Source organism: Burkholderia sp. Tr-20390 (assembly GCF_017104595.1).
Classification (GTDB): Bacteria; Pseudomonadota; Gammaproteobacteria; order Burkholderiales; family Burkholderiaceae; genus Burkholderia.
In genome coordinates this window covers 1-15,869 of record NZ_JAAGPC010000084.1, presented here as the reverse complement: position 1 = coordinate 15,869, position 15,869 = coordinate 1, and the positions used below count along the sequence as shown (strand labels likewise).

Here is a 15,869-nt window from a genome sequence, read left to right as displayed (position 1 = left end):
TTTCCAAAAGGGAGTGATGATGCAAAAGCAATTCAAGCAACTGGTTCTGCTGGCTGCACTGGTGCCGACGTTCGCGATGGCGCAAGCGCTGTCGAATTCCGCACCGGCAGCTCCGGCAGCAGCTGCGCCGATCGACGCCGACAAGAAGGCAGCGATCAAGGATCTGCTCGACGCGATCGACGCGCCGAAGCTCGTGTCGGCAATCGGCAACAGCGCCGAAATGCAGGCCAAGCAACTCGTCCCGGCAATCCTGTCGGACGCGCTGTCGGAAAACAAGACGCTGAACGACAAGCAGAAGCAGGCTGCCGTTCCGACGCTGCAGAAGAACGCGGTGCCGAAGCTGGTTGACGGCGCAGGCAAGGTGTTCGGCACGCAACAGTTCCAGAGCGACGCGATGTCGGCTCAGTACGACGCCTACGCGAAGTACTACAGCACGTCGGAGATCAAGGATCTGACGACGTTCTACAAGAGCCCGACGGGCCGCAAGTTCATCCAGGTTCAGGATCAGGTCGGTCGCGACGTGGTCAACGGCCTGATGCAGAAGTACATGCCGCAAGCTATCCAGGCAACGCGCACGCAGGCTGACAAGGAAGTCGCAGCAGTCAAGCCGGGCAAGTAAAGCCGTCCGGGCACGCCCCCGGCCGTTCGGCCGGGTTTGGCGGGAGCCTGACGACAGTGCGATAATGGCCGTTTGCGCGCGAGCGCAAGCGGCCATTTCTTTTCTGGCGCGTTCTGCCGGCGGCGAGCCGGTCGCGTCCCTCCGAGGTTTTCACGATGCGCGTCTTTAATTTCTCCGCCGGCCCTGCGGCGATGCCCGAGGAAGTGCTGCGGCAAGCGGCCGACGAAATGCTCGACTGGCATGGCAGCGGCATGAGCGTGATGGAGATGAGCCATCGCGGCAAGGAATTCATGTCGATCCACGAGGCCGCGCTGACCGACCTGCGCGACCTGCTCGGCGTGCCGGCCAGTCACCGGATCCTGTTCCTGCAGGGCGGCGGTATCGCGGAAAACGCGATCGTCCCGATGAACCTGCTCGGGTCGCGCACGACGGCCGACTTCGTCGTCACGGGCTCGTGGTCGCAGAAGTCGTTCAGCGAAGCGAAGAAATACGGCACGCCGCATCTCGCCGCAACCGGCAAGACGGAAGACGGCTTCACGCGTGCGCCCGCGCGCGCCGAATGGCAGTTGTCGGACGATCCGGCCTACGTGCATCTGTGTACCAACGAGACGATCGACGGCGTCGAGACGTTCGAGATTCCCGATCTCGGTGACGTGCCGCTGGTCGCGGATGTCTCGTCGCACATCCTGTCGCGTCCGCTGGACGTCGCGAAGTACGGCGTGCTGTTCGGCGGCGCGCAGAAGAACATCGGGATGGCCGGCGTGACGCTCGTGATCGTGCGCGAGGATCTGCTCGACCGTGCGCTGTCGATCTGCCCGTCCGCGTTCGAATGGAAGACCATCGCGGCGAACAACTCGCTGTACAACACGCCGCCCACCTACGCGATCTACATCGCGGGCCTGGTGTTCCAGTGGCTGAAGCGGCAGGGTGGCCTCGAAGCGATCGAGGCCCGCAATATCGAAAAGGCGAAGCTGCTCTACGACACGATCGATGCGAGCAGTTTCTATCTGAACAAGGTCGACCCGGCAGCACGTTCGCGGATGAACGTGCCGTTTTTCCTGGCCGACGAAACGCGCAACGAAGACTTCCTTGCCGGCGCAAAGGCGCGCGGGCTGCTGCAGCTGAAGGGCCACAAGTCCGTCGGCGGCATGCGGGCGTCGATCTACAACGCGGTGCCGCTCGAGGGCGTGAAAGCGCTCGTCGAGTACATGAAGGACTTCGAGCAGCGCGGCGCCTGACGGCGGCGCTGTTCAAACAGCACGGCAAAACGCATGGACGACGAACTGAATTCCCGCCTGAAACCGCTGCGCGATCGCATCGATGCGATCGACGCGCAGCTGATCGCGCTCCTGAACCAGCGTGCCGCGGTGGCGCTGGAAGTGGGCGAGGTCAAGAAGCATTTCAACGCGCCGGTGTTTCGGCCGGAGCGCGAGCTGCAAGTGATCGCCCGGCTGCAGGACATGAGCGCGGGGCCGCTCGCGAGCGAGCATATCAGCGCCATCTGGCGCGAGATCATGGCCGCGAGCCGCGCGCTCGAGCAGACGATCCACGTCGCGTTCCTCGGGCCGGTCGGCACGTATAGCGAGCAGGCGATGCTCGAGTATTTCGGCCAGTCGATCGAAGGGCTGCCGTGCCCGTCGATCGACGAGGTGTTCCGCTCGGTCGAGGCCGGCGCGTCCGCGTTCGGTATCGCGCCGGTCGAGAATTCGACCGAAGGCGCCGTGTCGCGCACGCTCGACCTATTGCTGCAGACGCAACTGCTGATCAGCGGCGAACTCGCGCTGCCGATCCATCACAACCTGCTGACGCAGAGCGGCACGCTCGACGGCGTGAAGCGCGTCTGTGCACACGCGCAGGCGCTTGCGCAATGCCAGCAGTGGCTCGCGGCGAATGCGCCGCAGCTCGAGCGGCAGGCGGTGGCGAGCAACGCGGAGGCTGCGCGTCTCGCGGCGGCCGATCCGACCGTTGCGGCGATCGCGGGCGACCGCGCGGCCGCACACTACGGCTTGCAGATCGCGTTCTCGCTGATCCAGGACGATCCGCACAACCGCACGCGCTTCGTGATCATCGGCAAGCAGCCGGCCGGGCAGAGCGGTCACGACCAGACGTCGCTGATCGTGTCGGTGAAGAACGAACCGGGCGCCGTGTTCAAGCTGCTCGAGCCGCTCGCGCGGCACGGCGTGTCGATGACGCGCTTCGAGTCGCGTCCGGCGCGCGTCGGCACGTGGGAGTACTACTTCTACATCGACATCGAAGGGCACCGGGACGATGCGTCGGTTGCGGCCGCGCTCGCGGAACTCGGCCAGAAGGCCGCGTTCCTGAAGATACTCGGTTCGTATCCGCGCGCACGCTGATGCGTGGCGGCCCGTCGCCTGTTCGTGCAGGCGTTGCGGCCACGCGGGCAAGGCAGGCCGATCGGTGCTGCCGAAGGCGGGTTCGGGCGGCATCCGGCGCAGGTTGCGCCGGATGCGGGCCCGTGGCCCGGAATCTGGAATTCCGCGTGCGGGGCGTCGTCCTGCGCGCGTAACTTGGCTCTAGTCGTGTCAGGCTTTGCATTCAACAAACTGGTCATCTTCGGCGTCGGCCTGATCGGCGGATCGCTGGCCCGCGCGCTGCGCGAGCGCGCGCCGGGCGGCGCGGGCGAGGTTGTCGGCGTGGGCCGTTCGCGTGCTTCGGTCGAGCGTGCGCTCGCACTCGGCGTGATCGACCGCGCGGCGGCGCTCGACGACGACGCGCAATTGCGCGACGCGCTGACGGGTGCCGATCTGGTGCTGCTGGCTGCACCTGTCGCGCAGACGGGCCCACTGCTCGCGCGCATCGCGCCGTGGCTTGAAGCGGCGACGATCGTCACCGATGCAGGCAGCACCAAGTCCGATGTCGTTGCGGCCGCGCGCGAAGCGCTCGGCGCGCGGATCGCGCAGTTCGTGCCGGGTCACCCGATCGCCGGCCGCGAGTCGAGCGGCGTCGAGGCCGCGTTGCCGGATCTGTACGTCGGCCGCAACGTCGTGCTGTGCCCGCTGCCGGAGAACGCACCCGAATCCGTTGCGCGGATCGATGCGATGTGGCGTGCAACGGGCGCCGACGTGCGCACGATGAGCACGGCGCAGCACGATCGCGTATTCGCGTCGATCAGTCATCTGCCGCACGTGCTGTCGTTCGCGCTCGTCGAGCAGATCCTCGGCGAGGCCGATGCGGAACTGAAATTCTCGTACGCGGCGGGCGGCTTCCGCGATTTCACGCGCATCGCGGCGTCGAGCCCGGAGATGTGGCGCGACGTGTGCGTCGCGAACCGCGCGGCGCTGCTCGATGAGCTCGATGGCTACACGCGTGTGCTCACGCGGCTGCGCGCGGCGATCGACGCCGGCGACGGCGCGGCGCTCGAAGCGGTGTTCACGCGCTCGCGCGCTGCGCGCAAGGCATGGCAGGAGCGTGGCGGTACGCCCGCTGCCGAACCGGTCAAGAAATAACAGGACGATTCCCATGGACTATCTCGATCTCGGCCCGTACTCCAGTGCATCGGGCACCGTGCGCCTGCCCGGCTCGAAAAGCATTTCGAACCGCGTGCTGCTGCTCGCGGCGCTTGCCGAAGGCGAAACCACGATCACCAACCTGCTCGATTCCGACGACACGCGCGTGATGCTCGACGCACTCGGCAAGCTCGGCGTGAAGCTCGCGCGTGATGGCGACACCTGCGTCGTGATGGGCACGCGCGGCGCATTCACCGCGAAGACGGCCGATCTGTTCCTGGGCAACGCGGGCACGGCCGTGCGGCCGCTGACCGCCGCGCTCGCGGTGAACGGCGGCGACTATCGCGTGCACGGCGTGCCGCGCATGCACGAGCGGCCGATCGGCGACCTCGTCGACGGTCTGAGGCAAATCGGCGCGCAGATCGACTACGAGCTGAACGAAGGCTACCCGCCGCTGCGGATCAAGCCGGCAAGCATTTCCGTCGACGCGCCGATCCGCGTGCGCGGCGACGTGTCGAGCCAGTTCCTCACGGCGTTGCTGATGACGCTGCCGCTCGTGAAGGCGAAGGACGGCAAGATCGTCGTCGAGGTCGATGGCGAGCTGATCTCGAAGCCGTACATCGACATCACGATCCGGCTGATGGAGCGCTTCGGCGTGACCGTCGAGCGCGACGGCTGGCAGCGCTTCGTCGTGCCGGCCGGCGTCCGCTATCGCTCGCCGGGGCGGATCATGGTCGAGGGCGATGCGTCGTCCGCGTCGTACTTTCTCGCGGCCGGCGCGCTCGGCGGCGGCCCGCTGCGCGTCGAAGGCGTAGGGCGGGCGAGCATCCAGGGCGATGTCGGCTTCGCGAACGCGCTGATGCAGATGGGCGCGAACGTGACGATGGGCGACGACTGGATCGACGTGCGCGGCATCGGCCACGACCACGGCAAGCTCGAGCCGATCGACATGGACTTCAACCTGATCCCCGATGCGGCGATGACCATCGCGGTCGCGGCGCTGTTTGCGAACGGCACGAGCACGCTGCGCAACATCGCGAGCTGGCGCGTGAAGGAAACCGACCGCATCGCCGCGATGGCGACCGAGCTGCGCAAGGTCGGCGCGATCGTCGAGGAAGGCCCGGACTACCTCGTCGTCACGCCGCCGGAAAAGCTCACGCCGAACGCGGCGATCGACACGTACGACGATCACCGGATGGCGATGTGCTTCTCGCTCGTCAGCCTGGGCGGCGTGCCCGTGCGGATCAACGATCCGAAGTGCGTCGGCAAGACGTTCCCCGACTATTTCGACCGCTTCGCCGCGCTCGCCAAAGCCTGACCCCACTGTTCTGATGAAATCGACCCGACCCTTTCACCCGACTCCCGTCATCACGATCGACGGCCCGACTGCTTCCGGCAAGGGCACCGTCGCCGCGCTCGTCGCCGCGCATCTTGGCTTCCACCTGCTCGACAGCGGCGCGCTGTACCGGCTCGCCGCGCTCGCGAGCGTGCGCTATGGCATCGAGGCTGAGGACATCGACGCGCTGGTGAAGCTGATCGACGATCTCCACATCACGTTCCGCGAAGGCTGCGCGCAGCTCGACGGCGTCGATGTGTCGAACGACATCCGCGCCGAAGCGGTCGGCAACCGCGCGTCGGCGATCGCTGTGCACGGGCCGGTGCGCACCGCGCTCGTCGCGCGCCAGCGCGCGTTCCGCAAGACGCCGGGCCTCGTTGCGGACGGGCGCGACATGGGTACCGTGATCTTCCCGGACGCCGTGCTGAAGGTGTTCCTGACGGCCAGCGCCGAGGCGCGCGCGACCAGACGGCATAAGCAATTGATGCAAAAAGGTTTTTCTGCTAATATAGATGACTTGCTCCGGGATCTTCGTGAACGTGACGCGCGCGACAGCAATCGCGCGGCCGCGCCGCTGAAGCCCGCGGCAGATGCCAAGCTGCTCGATACGTCGGCGCTTTCGGTCGATGAAGCGGTCGACCAGGTGCTGCAGTGGTACCGGGCGCTCGGCCAGCCGGCCTGAGAAGGCGGGCAGCGGTAGGTGCTCCGCGCGTAAGTGCGGAGCGTGTTTCGAACCCTTAACCCCGTGTGGACATCGATCTGGCCCTTTCAGCCTGCCATTCCGGCCGGCGTGGCACAGCGATCCATGCACAATCAGATTTTTATGTCCGACCTGCAAACCTCTACCCCGAATACTGAATCTTTCGCGGCTCTGTTCGAAGAGTCGCTGACCCGCCAAGACATGCGCGCCGGCGAAGTGATTTCCGCCGAAGTCGTGCGCGTCGACCACAACTTCGTGGTCGTCAATGCAGGCCTGAAGTCCGAGGCTTACATTCCGATCGAGGAATTCCTGAACGATCAGGGCGAGGTTGAGGTGCAGTCGGGCGATTTCGTGTCCGTCGCGATCGACGCACTCGAAAACGGCTACGGCGACACGATCCTGTCGCGCGACAAGGCGAAGCGCCTTGCATCGTGGCTGTCGCTGGAAAAGGCGCTCGACAACAACGAACTCGTCACCGGCACGATCACCGGCAAGGTGAAGGGCGGCATGACCGTGATGGTCAACGGCATCCGCGCGTTCCTGCCGGGTTCGCTGGTCGACACGCGTCCGGTCAAGGACACGACCCCGTACGAAGGCAAGACGCTCGAGTTCCGCGTGATCAAGCTCGATCGCAAGCGTAACAACGTCGTGCTGTCGCGTCGTGCAGTGATCGAAGCAACCCAGGGCGAAGAGCGCGCGAAGCTGCTCGAGACGCTGAAGGAAGGCGCGATCGTCAACGGCGTGGTCAAGAACATCACCGATTACGGCGCGTTCGTCGACCTCGGCGGCATCGACGGCCTGCTGCACATCACCGACATCGCATGGCGTCGTGTGCGTCACCCGAGCGAAGTCCTGTCGGTTGGCCAGGAAGTCACCGCGAAGATCCTCAAGTTCGACCAAGAGAAGAACCGCGTCTCGCTGGGCATCAAGCAACTGGGCGACGATCCGTGGGAAGGCATCTCGCGCCGTTACCCGTCGGGCACGCGCCTGTTCGGCAAGGTCACGAACATCACCGACTACGGCGCATTCGTCGAAGTGGAATCGGGCATCGAAGGCCTCGTCCACGTGTCGGAAATGGACTGGACCAACAAGAACGTTGCTCCGTCGAAGGTTGTCCAGCTGGGCGACGAAGTCGAAGTCATGGTCCTCGAGATCGACGAAGACCGTCGTCGTATCAGCCTCGGCATGAAGCAGTGCAAGCCGAATCCGTGGGATGACTTCAGCCGCAACTTCAAGAAGGGCGACAAGATCACGGGCGCAATCAAGTCGATCACCGACTTCGGCGTGTTCATCGGTCTGCCGGGCGGCATCGACGGCCTGGTCCACCTGTCGGACCTGTCGTGGAGCGAAGCTGGCGAAGAAGCGGTTCGCAAGTACAAGAAGGGCGACGAAGTCGAAGCAATCGTCCTCGGTATCGACGTCGAGAAGGAACGTATCTCGCTCGGCATCAAGCAGCTCGAAGGCGACCCGTTCAGCAACTACGTTGCAATGAACGACAAGGGCTCGATCGTCGACGGCGTCGTGAAGACGGTCGATGCGAAGGGTGCGGTCGTTACGCTGACCGGCGACATCGAAGGCTACCTGCGCGCGTCGGAAATCTCGCAGGATCGCGTCGAAGACGCACGCAACGTGCTGAAGGAAGGCGACAAGGTCAACGCGATGGTGATCAACATCGATCGCAAGTCGCGCGGCATCAACCTGTCGATCAAGGCGAAGGATTCGGCTGAACAACAGGAAGCGATCCGCGGCCTGCAGTCGGACTCGAGCGCTGCTGCGACCGGTACGACCAACCTCGGCGCGCTGCTGAAGGCGAAGCTCGACGGCCAGAACCAGTAAGCCTCACGAGGTCTGCTGAAGTATGACCAAATCCGAGTTGGTCGCGCAGCTGGCATCGCGATTTCCGCAACTTGTCCTCAAGGATGCGGATTTCGCGGTGAAAACGATGCTCGATGCGATGTCTGACGCCCTGGCGAAAGGGCATCGCATTGAAATTCGGGGTTTCGGCAGCTTTGGCCTCAACCGTCGCCCGGCGCGCGTCGGACGCAACCCGAAGTCAGGGGAGAAAGTGCAGGTGCCCGAGAAGTTCGTGCCGCACTTCAAGCCTGGCAAGGAATTGCGCGAACGCGTCGACGGCCGCGCCGGTGAACCGCTGAAGGCTGATGATCCGGACGACGAGCGTTAAACGTCATCCGGGTTGCCCGGAACCCATCCGGCGAAGGCTGAAAAGAAAAGCGCCCCTTGCGGGCGCTTTTTTCATTTCCGGCGATCGCCGCGCAACGGCGGCACGCAGGATCTGCGCAGCCGCGGAAACGCATCCTTTACAATACGGGTCGATTCGGTGCGACTAAGGGGAGTCGCGCGCCGCGGCAAACCTCAACAAAGAGAGGGCTTCATGAAGTTTATCGTCTGGCTGATCCGGGTATTGGTGTTCGTACTGCTGCTGGTGCTTGCGCTGGCCAATACGCAAACCGCGACGCTGAATTTCGTTGCCGGCTATTCATGGCAAGCGCCGCTGATCCTGATCGGCCTGGCGTTCTTCGCCGTGGGGCTGCTGGCCGGCTTGCTGTCCGCGCTGCCTTCGATCTTCCGCCTGCGCCTCGAGAACGGGCGCCTGAAGCGCGATCTGCGTGCGGCGCGCGAAACGCCGGCAGTCATCGACCAGCCGCCGATGCCGCCCGTCATTTAACACGGACGCCGCGCGACCATCGCGCGGTTTTCGTCTCTGCTTCGATATTTCGCATGGATCTGGATTTCTGGTGGTTGCTCGCGATTCCGGTCGCATTCGCGCTGGGTTGGGCGGCGTCACGCTATGACCTGAAGAATCTCCTGTCGGAGAGTGCCAACCTGCCGCGATCGTATTTTCGCGGCCTGAATTTTCTGTTGAACGAACAACCCGACAAGGCGATCGATGCGTTCATCGAGGTCGCCAAGCTCGATCCCGAGACGGTCGAGCTGCACTTCGCGCTCGGCAACCTGTTTCGCCGCCGCGGCGAGACCGATCGCGCGATCCGCGTGCACCAGAACCTGCTGAGCCGCACGGACCTGCCGGTCAACGAGCGCGACCACGCGCTGTACGAGCTCGGCCAGGATTTCCTGAAGGCCGGGCTGCTCGATCGTGCCGAAGAGGCGTTTCACAAGCTCGCCGACGGCGATTACGCGCTCGGCGCGCAGCGGGCGCTGCTGACGATCTACGAGATCGAGAAGGACTGGAACAAGTCGATCGATACGGCAAAGCGCATCGAGTCGATGAGCGACAAGCCGCTTGGCGTCGAAATCGCGCAGTTCCACTGCGAACTCGCGCAGGACGCGCTGCAGCGCAAGAACGCGGCAGCGGCCGCCGAACAGCTGCGCCTGGCGCTGAGCGTGAACCCGCAGAACGTGCGCGCGACGGTGCTGTCTGGCGACGCGGCGGAAGCCGAGGGCAACCACGCGGCCGCGATCGAGCACTGGAAGCGCGTCGAGGCGCAGAATCCGGCGTATCTGCCGCTCGTCGCCGACAAGCTGATGAAGGCGTACGTCGCGCTCGGCAAGCATGCCGAAGGCGCCGAGTTGCTGATGGGGTATATCGACCGCTATCCGTCGAACGACCTGCTCGACATCGCGTACCAGTACATCGCGGGGTTGCGCGGCCAGGATGCGGCGCACACGCTCGCGCGCACGCAGATGGAGAAGTCACCGAACCTGTCGGGGATGCTGCATCTGCTCGATGCGCAAATCGCCGCGGCCGACGAACCGCGTCGTAAGGAACTTGAAATGATGCGTGCGCTGATCAAGCAGCGCACGAAGAATCTGCCACGGTATACGTGCCAGAATTGCGGTTTCCGGGCGCGGCTCTTCTATTGGCAGTGCCCCGGATGCAGCGGCTGGGAAACCTATGCACCGCGCCGCGTCGAACCTGCTATGCCGGGCTGATCCCGGCACGCGGAGCCAACGCGCTGCGGTTGTCGCCGGGCTCGTCCCGGCGGCCAAGTTAGTCAATTACCGGGAAGTACCGGAACATCTATGAAAATCACCATCATCGGCACCGGCTATGTCGGTCTCGTCACGGGCGCCTGTCTCGCGGAGATCGGTCACGACGTCTTCTGTCTCGACGTCGATCAGCGCAAGATCGACATCCTGAACAACGGCGGGATGCCGATTCACGAACCGGGGCTGCTGGACATCATCGCGCGCAACCGCGCGGCGGGGCGCCTGCGCTTCTCGACCGATATCGAGGCGAGCGTCGCGCACGGCGAGATCCAGTTCATCGCCGTCGGCACGCCGCCCGACGAGGACGGCTCGGCCGACCTGCAGTACGTGCTCGAAGCCGCACGCAACATCGGCCGCCACATGACGGGCTTCAAGGTGATCGTCGACAAGTCGACAGTGCCGGTCGGCACCGCGCAGCGCGTGCGCGGCGTGGTCGACGAGGCGCTTGCCGCCCGCGGTCTGGCAGGCAGCGTCGCGCATCGCTTCTCAGTCGTGTCGAACCCGGAGTTCCTGAAGGAAGGCGCCGCGGTCGAAGACTTCATGCGTCCGGACCGAATCATCATCGGCGTCGACGACGACGAGACGGGCACGATCGCGCGCGAGAAGATGAAGAAGCTTTACGCGCCGTTCAATCGCAACCACGAGCGCACGATCTACATGGACGTGCGTTCGGCCGAATTCGCGAAATATGCGGCGAACGCGATGCTCGCCACGCGCATCTCGTTCATGAACGAGATGTCGAATCTGGCCGACAAGGTCGGCGCCGACATCGAGGCCGTGCGCCGCGGGATCGGCTCCGATCCGCGCATCGGCTATCACTTCCTGTACGCCGGCGTCGGCTATGGCGGCTCGTGCTTTCCGAAGGACGTCCAGGCGCTGATTCGCACGGCCGGTGAGAACGGCCAGCCGCTGCGCATCCTGGAGGCCGTCGAGGCGGCCAACTATGCGCAGAAAGACGTGCTGATCAGCAAGATCGAGCAGCGCTTCGGCGCCGACCTGACCGGCCGCGAGTTCGCGGTCTGGGGCCTGGCGTTCAAGCCGAACACCGACGACATGCGCGAGGCACCGAGCCGCCGCCTGATCGCCGCGCTGCTCGAACGCGGCGCGACCGTGCGTGCGTACGATCCGGTCGCGGTCGAAGAAGCGCGGCGCGTGTTTGCGCTCGATTTCGGCACCGATCCGGATGCGCTGGCCCGGCTGCATCTCGTCGAGACGCAGGACATCGCCGTGACGGGCGCGGACGCGCTCGTGATCGTGACCGAGTGGAAGGAGTTCCGGAGCCCCGACTTCACGCGCCTGAAGGCCGAACTGAAGGCGCCGGTGATCTTCGACGGTCGCAATCTCTATGAGCCGGATGCGATGGCCGAACTGGGCATCGACTACTACGCGATCGGCCGGCCGTATGTCGATCCCCAGTCGTTCACCCGTGGCTGACCACACGATGAATACTCTCCGCGAAGTCGTTCCGGTGCCGCGCGAGCAGCTTGCGCGCTCGCGCGTGCTTGTCGTCGGCGACGTGATGCTCGACCGCTACTGGTTCGGCAACGTCGATCGCATTTCGCCTGAAGCGCCGGTGCCGGTCGTGCACGTGCAGCGTCAGGAAGAGCGCCTCGGCGGTGCGGCCAACGTCGCGCGCAACGCCGTGACGCTCGGTGGCCAGGCCGGGTTGCTGTGCGTCGTCGGTTGCGACGAACCCGGCGAGCGGATCGTCGAGCTGCTCGGCAGCAGCGGCGTGACGCCGCATCTCGAGCGCGACCCGGCGCTGCCGACCACGATCAAGCTGCGCGTGCTCGCGCGCCAGCAGCAACTGCTGCGCGTCGACTTCGAGGCGATGCCGACGCACGAGGTGCTGCTCGCGGGGCTCGCGCGCTTCGATGCGCTGCTGCCGCAGCACGACGTCGTGCTGATGTCGGATTACGCGAAAGGCGGCCTGACGCACGTCACGACGATGATCGAGAAGGCGCGTGCGGCCGGCAAGTCCGTCCTCGTCGACCCGAAGGGCGACGACTGGGCACGCTATCGCGGCGCGTCGCTGATCACGCCGAATCGCGCTGAACTGCGCGAAGTGGTCGGGCAGTGGAAGTCGGAAGACGATCTGCGCGCGCGCGTCGCGAAGCTGCGCGCGGAACTCGACATTGACGCGCTGCTGCTCACGCGTTCGGAAGAAGGGATGACGCTGTTTTCCGCCACCGGCGAACTGCACGCACCGGCGCTCGCGCGCGAGGTGTTCGACGTGTCGGGCGCGGGCGATACCGTGATTGCAACGGTCGCGACGATGCTCGGCGCGGGCGTGCCGCTCGTCGACGCCGTCGTGCTCGCGAATCGCGCGGCAGGCATCGTGGTCGGCAAGCTCGGCACGGCCACGGTGGATTACGACGAACTGTTTCACTGAGCGCATGCGGTGGCGCGACGAGCGCGCCGCACGCATGGCTCGCACTTTTCAGGCAGGACGATCATGACCCTCATCGTCACCGGCGCAGCCGGTTTTATCGGCGCGAACATTGTCAAGGCGCTCAACGAGCGCGGCGAAACGCGCATCATCGCAGTCGACAACCTGACGCGCGCGGACAAGTTCCGGAATCTCGTCGATTGCGAGATCGACGACTATCTGGACAAGACGGAATTCGTCGAACGTTTCGCACGCGGCGATTTCGGCAGGGTACGCGCGATTTTCCATGAAGGCGCCTGTTCGGACACGATGGAAACCGACGGTCGCTACATGATGGACAACAACTTCCGCTACAGCCGCGCGGTGCTCGACGCCTGCCTCGCGCAGGGCACGCAGTTCCTGTACGCATCGTCGGCCGCGACCTACGGCGGATCGACGCGCTTCGTCGAGGAGCGCGAGGTCGAGGCGCCGCTGAACATCTACGGCTATTCGAAGTTCCTGTTCGACCAGGTGATCCGTCGCGTGCTGCCGACCGCGAAGAGCCAGATCGCCGGCTTCCGCTATTTCAACGTGTACGGCCCGCGCGAGACGCACAAGGGGCGCATGGCGTCGGTCGCGTTCCACAACTTCAACCAGTTCCGTGCGGAAGGCAAGGTGAAGCTGTTCGGCGAGTACAACGGCTATGCACCGGGCGAGCAGACGCGCGACTTCGTGTCGGTCGAGGACGTGACGAGGGTGAACCTGTTCTTCTTCGATCATCCGGAGAAGTCGGGCATCTTCAACCTCGGCACGGGCCGTGCGCAGCCGTTCAACGATATCGCGTCGACGGTCGTGAATACGCTGCGTGCACTCGACAACCAGCCGCCGCTGACGCTCGCGCAGCAGGTCGAGCAAGGGCTGATCGAATACGTGCCGTTCCCCGATGCACTGCGCGGCAAGTACCAGTGCTTCACGCAGGCCGATCAGACGAAGCTGCGCGCGGCCGGTTACGACGCACCGTTCCTGACCGTGCAGGAAGGCGTCGACCGCTATGTGCGTTGGCTATCTGGCCAGGTTTAAGCGGAAGCGTTGCATCGATAGACTGGGTCTCACGGTCGGCAGCCGCCGGCCGTTTTTCATCGGAGATCCAGCACATGATCAGGAAATGGTTGGCCGCAGCGGCAATGCTCGGCACGATCGCGTCGGCCTGGGCGGCCGTTGACGTCAACACCGCGAACGAGGATGCGCTCGTCGGCATCAAGGGCATCGGCCCGGCACGGGCGAAGGCGATTCTCGACGAACGCGGCGCACGCGGTCCGTTCAAGAATGCGGAAGATCTCGCGTCGCGCGTGAAAGGCATGGGCGGCCATACCGTCGAGCGGCTTCAGCGGGAAGGCCTGACGGTCGGCGCGGCCGGCACGGGTGCCACGCCGCCCGCACCGGGCAAGCCGCCCGGCAAGCCCGCGGCAACACCTGCCCGCACGGCACAGAAGTAACGCGACGCGCGCGACCGACAACGAGCTCCTTCAGTCGCCGTCATTGCGACGGCTTCCCGCGGCATGCCGCGGGTTTTTTGCGTGGGCGCGGTGTAGGAGGCGTGTTGCACGGCACGCGTATTCCATCGTCGCAATGGGGTTGCCGGCGTGAGCAGCGGTGCTGGTTTACAATCGATCGATTGATCGGCCTCGTACTCACGGTATCTCCATGGCTTACAAAACTATCGAAGACACGATCGGCAATACGCCGCTCGTCCAACTGGTCCGCTTGCCGGACGATGAAATTCGCGCGCGCAACAACGTGGTGCTCGCGAAGCTCGAAGGCAACAATCCGGCGGGTTCCGTGAAGGATCGTCCGGCACTGTCGATGATCAGCAAGGCCGAGGCGCGCGGGCGCATCAAGCCGGGCGATACGCTGATCGAGGCGACGAGCGGCAATACGGGTATCGCACTTGCGATGGCAGCGGCGATCCGCGGCTACAAGATGGTGCTGATCATGCCAGAGGACCTCTCGGTCGAGCGCCGCCAGAGCATGGCTGCCTACGGCGCCGAAATCATCCTGACGCCGGTGAAGGGCGGGATGGAGCTGGCACGCGATCTCGCGGACCAGATGCAGCGCGAAGGCAAGGGCGTGATCCTCGACCAGTTCGCGAACCCCGACAATCCGATTGCGCACTACGAAGCGACGGGCCCGGAAATCTGGCGCGATACCGAAGGGCGCATCACGCACTTCGTGTCGGCCATGGGCACGACGGGCACGATCATGGGCACGTCGCACTATCTGAAGGAACAGAATCCGGCGATCGAGATCGTCGGTGCGCAGCCGGAAGACGGTTCGCGCATTCCGGGCATCCGCAAGTGGCCGGAAGCATACATGCCGACCATCTTCGATCGCAGCCGGGTCGACCGCGTCGAGAGCGTGAGCCAGGCCGCGGCGGAAACGATGGCGCGCCGGCTTGCGTCGGTCGAGGGCATCTTCGCAGGCATTTCGTCGGGCGGCGCATGTGAAGTCGCGATGCGCATCGCGCGTCAGGTCGAGAATGCGACGATCGTGTTCATCATCTGCGATCGCGGCGACCGCTACCTGTCCACGGGCGTGTTTCCTGCCTGAACGCAGGCAGGTGCGCGCAGTGCGCGTTGTCAAGTCCTGGAATAGGTTGACAGTATCCAGGCACTAGAACGCCCGATGCACCGCATCGGGCGTTTTGTATTTCAGAGCCGTATGCGGTCGCTCATGGTTGTAGATGTGCACCGACTGTTCGACCATCTTGGCAGCCTGCTCAAGGTCAACAGGACGTTGCAACAGGAACTCATCCTTCAGGATGCCGTTGACCCGCTCGGCCAGCGCGTTCTGATAGCAGTCGTACCCGTCAGTCATCGAACAGCGCAAGCCGTGACGTCGATGGATGTCCTGATAGTAGGTCGAGCAGTATTGCACCCCGCGATCGGAGTGGTGGATCAACGGCTGCCCGCTCCGACGCCTGCGCAACGCCTTCTTGAGCGCCTGACTGACCTGCTCAGTTTGCAGGCTATCGTGAACGTGATGGCCAACGATCTTGCGCGAGAATGCATCCGTGACGAGACTCAAATATACAAACGGGCCAGCCGTCGGCAGGTACGTGATGTCGGCCACCCATACCTGCTCAGGGCCAGTCGGCACGATCTGATCTGGTCCCGGTTTCAGCAAATTCGGATGGCGCCGGAAGCGATGATGGCTTTGCGTTGTCTTGTGGTACGCCCGGCGAGGCACGACGAGCAGGCGCGCGGCGCGCAGTACATCGAACAGTCGATCTCGCCCCAACTTGATGCCGCGCTCGACCAACGCTGGCCCGAGCAGATGATGCAGTTTCCGCGTCCCTAGTCGGGGCTGACGCAGCCGTACATCCCGTACTAGTGTCGTCACGATATCGGCCT

The 15,869-nt window shown here is 64.7% G+C and carries 16 protein-coding genes; 15 read left to right on the top strand and 1 reads right to left on the bottom strand.

Going from position 1 to position 15,869, the window contains the following annotated elements:
* The first annotated feature begins 19 nt into the window (after positions 1-19).
* From G3N98_RS22125 to cysM, 15 genes are all read left to right on the top strand, one after another.
* Positions 20-619 carry a DUF2059 domain-containing protein gene (locus G3N98_RS22125; protein WP_006486966.1) on the top strand — a complete coding sequence of 200 codons (600 nt, stop codon included), beginning with the start codon at positions 20-22 and terminating at the stop codon, positions 617-619.
* Between the two features lie 155 nt (positions 620-774).
* Entirely contained in the window at positions 775-1,857 is a 1,083-nt protein-coding gene (gene serC / locus G3N98_RS22120) for a 3-phosphoserine/phosphohydroxythreonine transaminase (protein WP_089472374.1), read from the top strand.
* A gap of 33 nt (positions 1,858-1,890) precedes the next feature.
* Positions 1,891-2,973, top strand: coding sequence for a prephenate dehydratase (gene pheA, locus G3N98_RS22115; protein ID WP_069247429.1), 1,083 nt, complete (start codon positions 1,891-1,893; stop codon positions 2,971-2,973).
* A 186-nt stretch (positions 2,974-3,159) separates the two neighbouring features.
* Positions 3,160-4,086 (top strand): prephenate dehydrogenase/arogenate dehydrogenase family protein, encoded by a 927-nt coding sequence (locus G3N98_RS22110; protein ID WP_206149230.1) that lies wholly within the window; start codon positions 3,160-3,162, stop codon positions 4,084-4,086.
* A gap of 13 nt (positions 4,087-4,099) precedes the next feature.
* Positions 4,100-5,404, top strand: coding sequence for a 3-phosphoshikimate 1-carboxyvinyltransferase (aroA, locus tag G3N98_RS22105; RefSeq protein WP_089455808.1), 1,305 nt, complete (start codon positions 4,100-4,102; stop codon positions 5,402-5,404).
* Between the two features lie 13 nt (positions 5,405-5,417).
* On the top strand, positions 5,418-6,104 hold the full coding sequence (gene cmk / locus G3N98_RS22100; RefSeq protein WP_039343267.1) for a (d)CMP kinase: 687 nt from the start codon (positions 5,418-5,420) through the stop codon (positions 6,102-6,104).
* A gap of 123 nt (positions 6,105-6,227) precedes the next feature.
* Positions 6,228-7,958, top strand: coding sequence for a 30S ribosomal protein S1 (gene rpsA / locus G3N98_RS22095; protein WP_011694214.1), 1,731 nt, complete (start codon positions 6,228-6,230; stop codon positions 7,956-7,958).
* Between the two features lie 22 nt (positions 7,959-7,980).
* Positions 7,981-8,304 carry an integration host factor subunit beta gene (locus G3N98_RS22090; protein WP_006486894.1) on the top strand — a complete coding sequence of 108 codons (324 nt, stop codon included), beginning with the start codon at positions 7,981-7,983 and terminating at the stop codon, positions 8,302-8,304.
* A 210-nt stretch (positions 8,305-8,514) separates the two neighbouring features.
* Positions 8,515-8,808: a LapA family protein gene (locus G3N98_RS22085; protein ID WP_021157458.1), complete on the top strand. Its 294-nt coding sequence runs from the start codon at positions 8,515-8,517 to the stop codon at positions 8,806-8,808.
* A 53-nt stretch (positions 8,809-8,861) separates the two neighbouring features.
* Positions 8,862-10,034 carry a lipopolysaccharide assembly protein LapB gene (gene lapB / locus G3N98_RS22080; RefSeq protein ID WP_206149229.1) on the top strand — a complete coding sequence of 391 codons (1,173 nt, stop codon included), beginning with the start codon at positions 8,862-8,864 and terminating at the stop codon, positions 10,032-10,034.
* 90 nt (positions 10,035-10,124) lie between these two features.
* Positions 10,125-11,525 (top strand): UDP-glucose/GDP-mannose dehydrogenase family protein, encoded by a 1,401-nt coding sequence (locus G3N98_RS22075; RefSeq protein ID WP_089472376.1) that lies wholly within the window; start codon positions 10,125-10,127, stop codon positions 11,523-11,525.
* A 7-nt stretch (positions 11,526-11,532) separates the two neighbouring features.
* Positions 11,533-12,483: a D-glycero-beta-D-manno-heptose-7-phosphate kinase gene (gene rfaE1 / locus G3N98_RS22070; protein WP_206149228.1), complete on the top strand. Its 951-nt coding sequence runs from the start codon at positions 11,533-11,535 to the stop codon at positions 12,481-12,483.
* A gap of 63 nt (positions 12,484-12,546) precedes the next feature.
* The gene (rfaD, locus tag G3N98_RS22065; RefSeq protein WP_206149227.1) at positions 12,547-13,539 is read left to right on the top strand and encodes an ADP-glyceromanno-heptose 6-epimerase; all 993 of its coding nucleotides are present in this window, start codon (positions 12,547-12,549) and stop codon (positions 13,537-13,539) included.
* Between the two features lie 74 nt (positions 13,540-13,613).
* On the top strand, positions 13,614-13,955 hold the full coding sequence (locus tag G3N98_RS22060; protein ID WP_089472378.1) for a helix-hairpin-helix domain-containing protein: 342 nt from the start codon (positions 13,614-13,616) through the stop codon (positions 13,953-13,955).
* 208 nt (positions 13,956-14,163) lie between these two features.
* Complete coding sequence (cysM, locus tag G3N98_RS22055; RefSeq protein ID WP_089424806.1) at positions 14,164-15,066, top strand: cysteine synthase CysM; 903 nt, start codon at positions 14,164-14,166, stop codon at positions 15,064-15,066.
* Positions 15,067-15,129: 63 nt separating this feature from the next.
* Here the strand turns inward: cysM and G3N98_RS22050 are convergent.
* The coding region (locus G3N98_RS22050; protein WP_206149226.1) for an IS3 family transposase at positions 15,130-15,869 on the bottom strand (740 nt) is incomplete at its 5' end.

Excerpts from the sequence above, each read along its gene's own strand:
- G3N98_RS22125 (WP_006486966.1), top strand. The coding sequence starts at position 20 with ATGCAAAAGCAATTCAAGCAACTGGTTCTGCTGGCTGCACTGGTGCCG.
- serC (WP_089472374.1), top strand. The coding sequence starts at position 775 with ATGCGCGTCTTTAATTTCTCCGCCGGCCCTGCGGCGATGCCCGAGGAA.
- pheA (WP_069247429.1), top strand. The coding sequence starts at position 1,891 with ATGGACGACGAACTGAATTCCCGCCTGAAACCGCTGCGCGATCGCATC.
- aroA (WP_089455808.1), top strand. The coding sequence starts at position 4,100 with ATGGACTATCTCGATCTCGGCCCGTACTCCAGTGCATCGGGCACCGTG.
- cmk (WP_039343267.1), top strand. The coding sequence starts at position 5,418 with ATGAAATCGACCCGACCCTTTCACCCGACTCCCGTCATCACGATCGAC.
- rpsA (WP_011694214.1), top strand. The coding sequence starts at position 6,228 with ATGCACAATCAGATTTTTATGTCCGACCTGCAAACCTCTACCCCGAAT.
- G3N98_RS22090 (WP_006486894.1), top strand. The coding sequence starts at position 7,981 with ATGACCAAATCCGAGTTGGTCGCGCAGCTGGCATCGCGATTTCCGCAA.
- G3N98_RS22085 (WP_021157458.1), top strand. The coding sequence starts at position 8,515 with ATGAAGTTTATCGTCTGGCTGATCCGGGTATTGGTGTTCGTACTGCTG.
- lapB (WP_206149229.1), top strand. The coding sequence starts at position 8,862 with ATGGATCTGGATTTCTGGTGGTTGCTCGCGATTCCGGTCGCATTCGCG.
- G3N98_RS22075 (WP_089472376.1), top strand. The coding sequence starts at position 10,125 with ATGAAAATCACCATCATCGGCACCGGCTATGTCGGTCTCGTCACGGGC.
- rfaE1 (WP_206149228.1), top strand. The coding sequence starts at position 11,533 with ATGAATACTCTCCGCGAAGTCGTTCCGGTGCCGCGCGAGCAGCTTGCG.
- rfaD (WP_206149227.1), top strand. The coding sequence starts at position 12,547 with ATGACCCTCATCGTCACCGGCGCAGCCGGTTTTATCGGCGCGAACATT.
- G3N98_RS22060 (WP_089472378.1), top strand. The coding sequence starts at position 13,614 with ATGATCAGGAAATGGTTGGCCGCAGCGGCAATGCTCGGCACGATCGCG.
- cysM (WP_089424806.1), top strand. The coding sequence starts at position 14,164 with ATGGCTTACAAAACTATCGAAGACACGATCGGCAATACGCCGCTCGTC.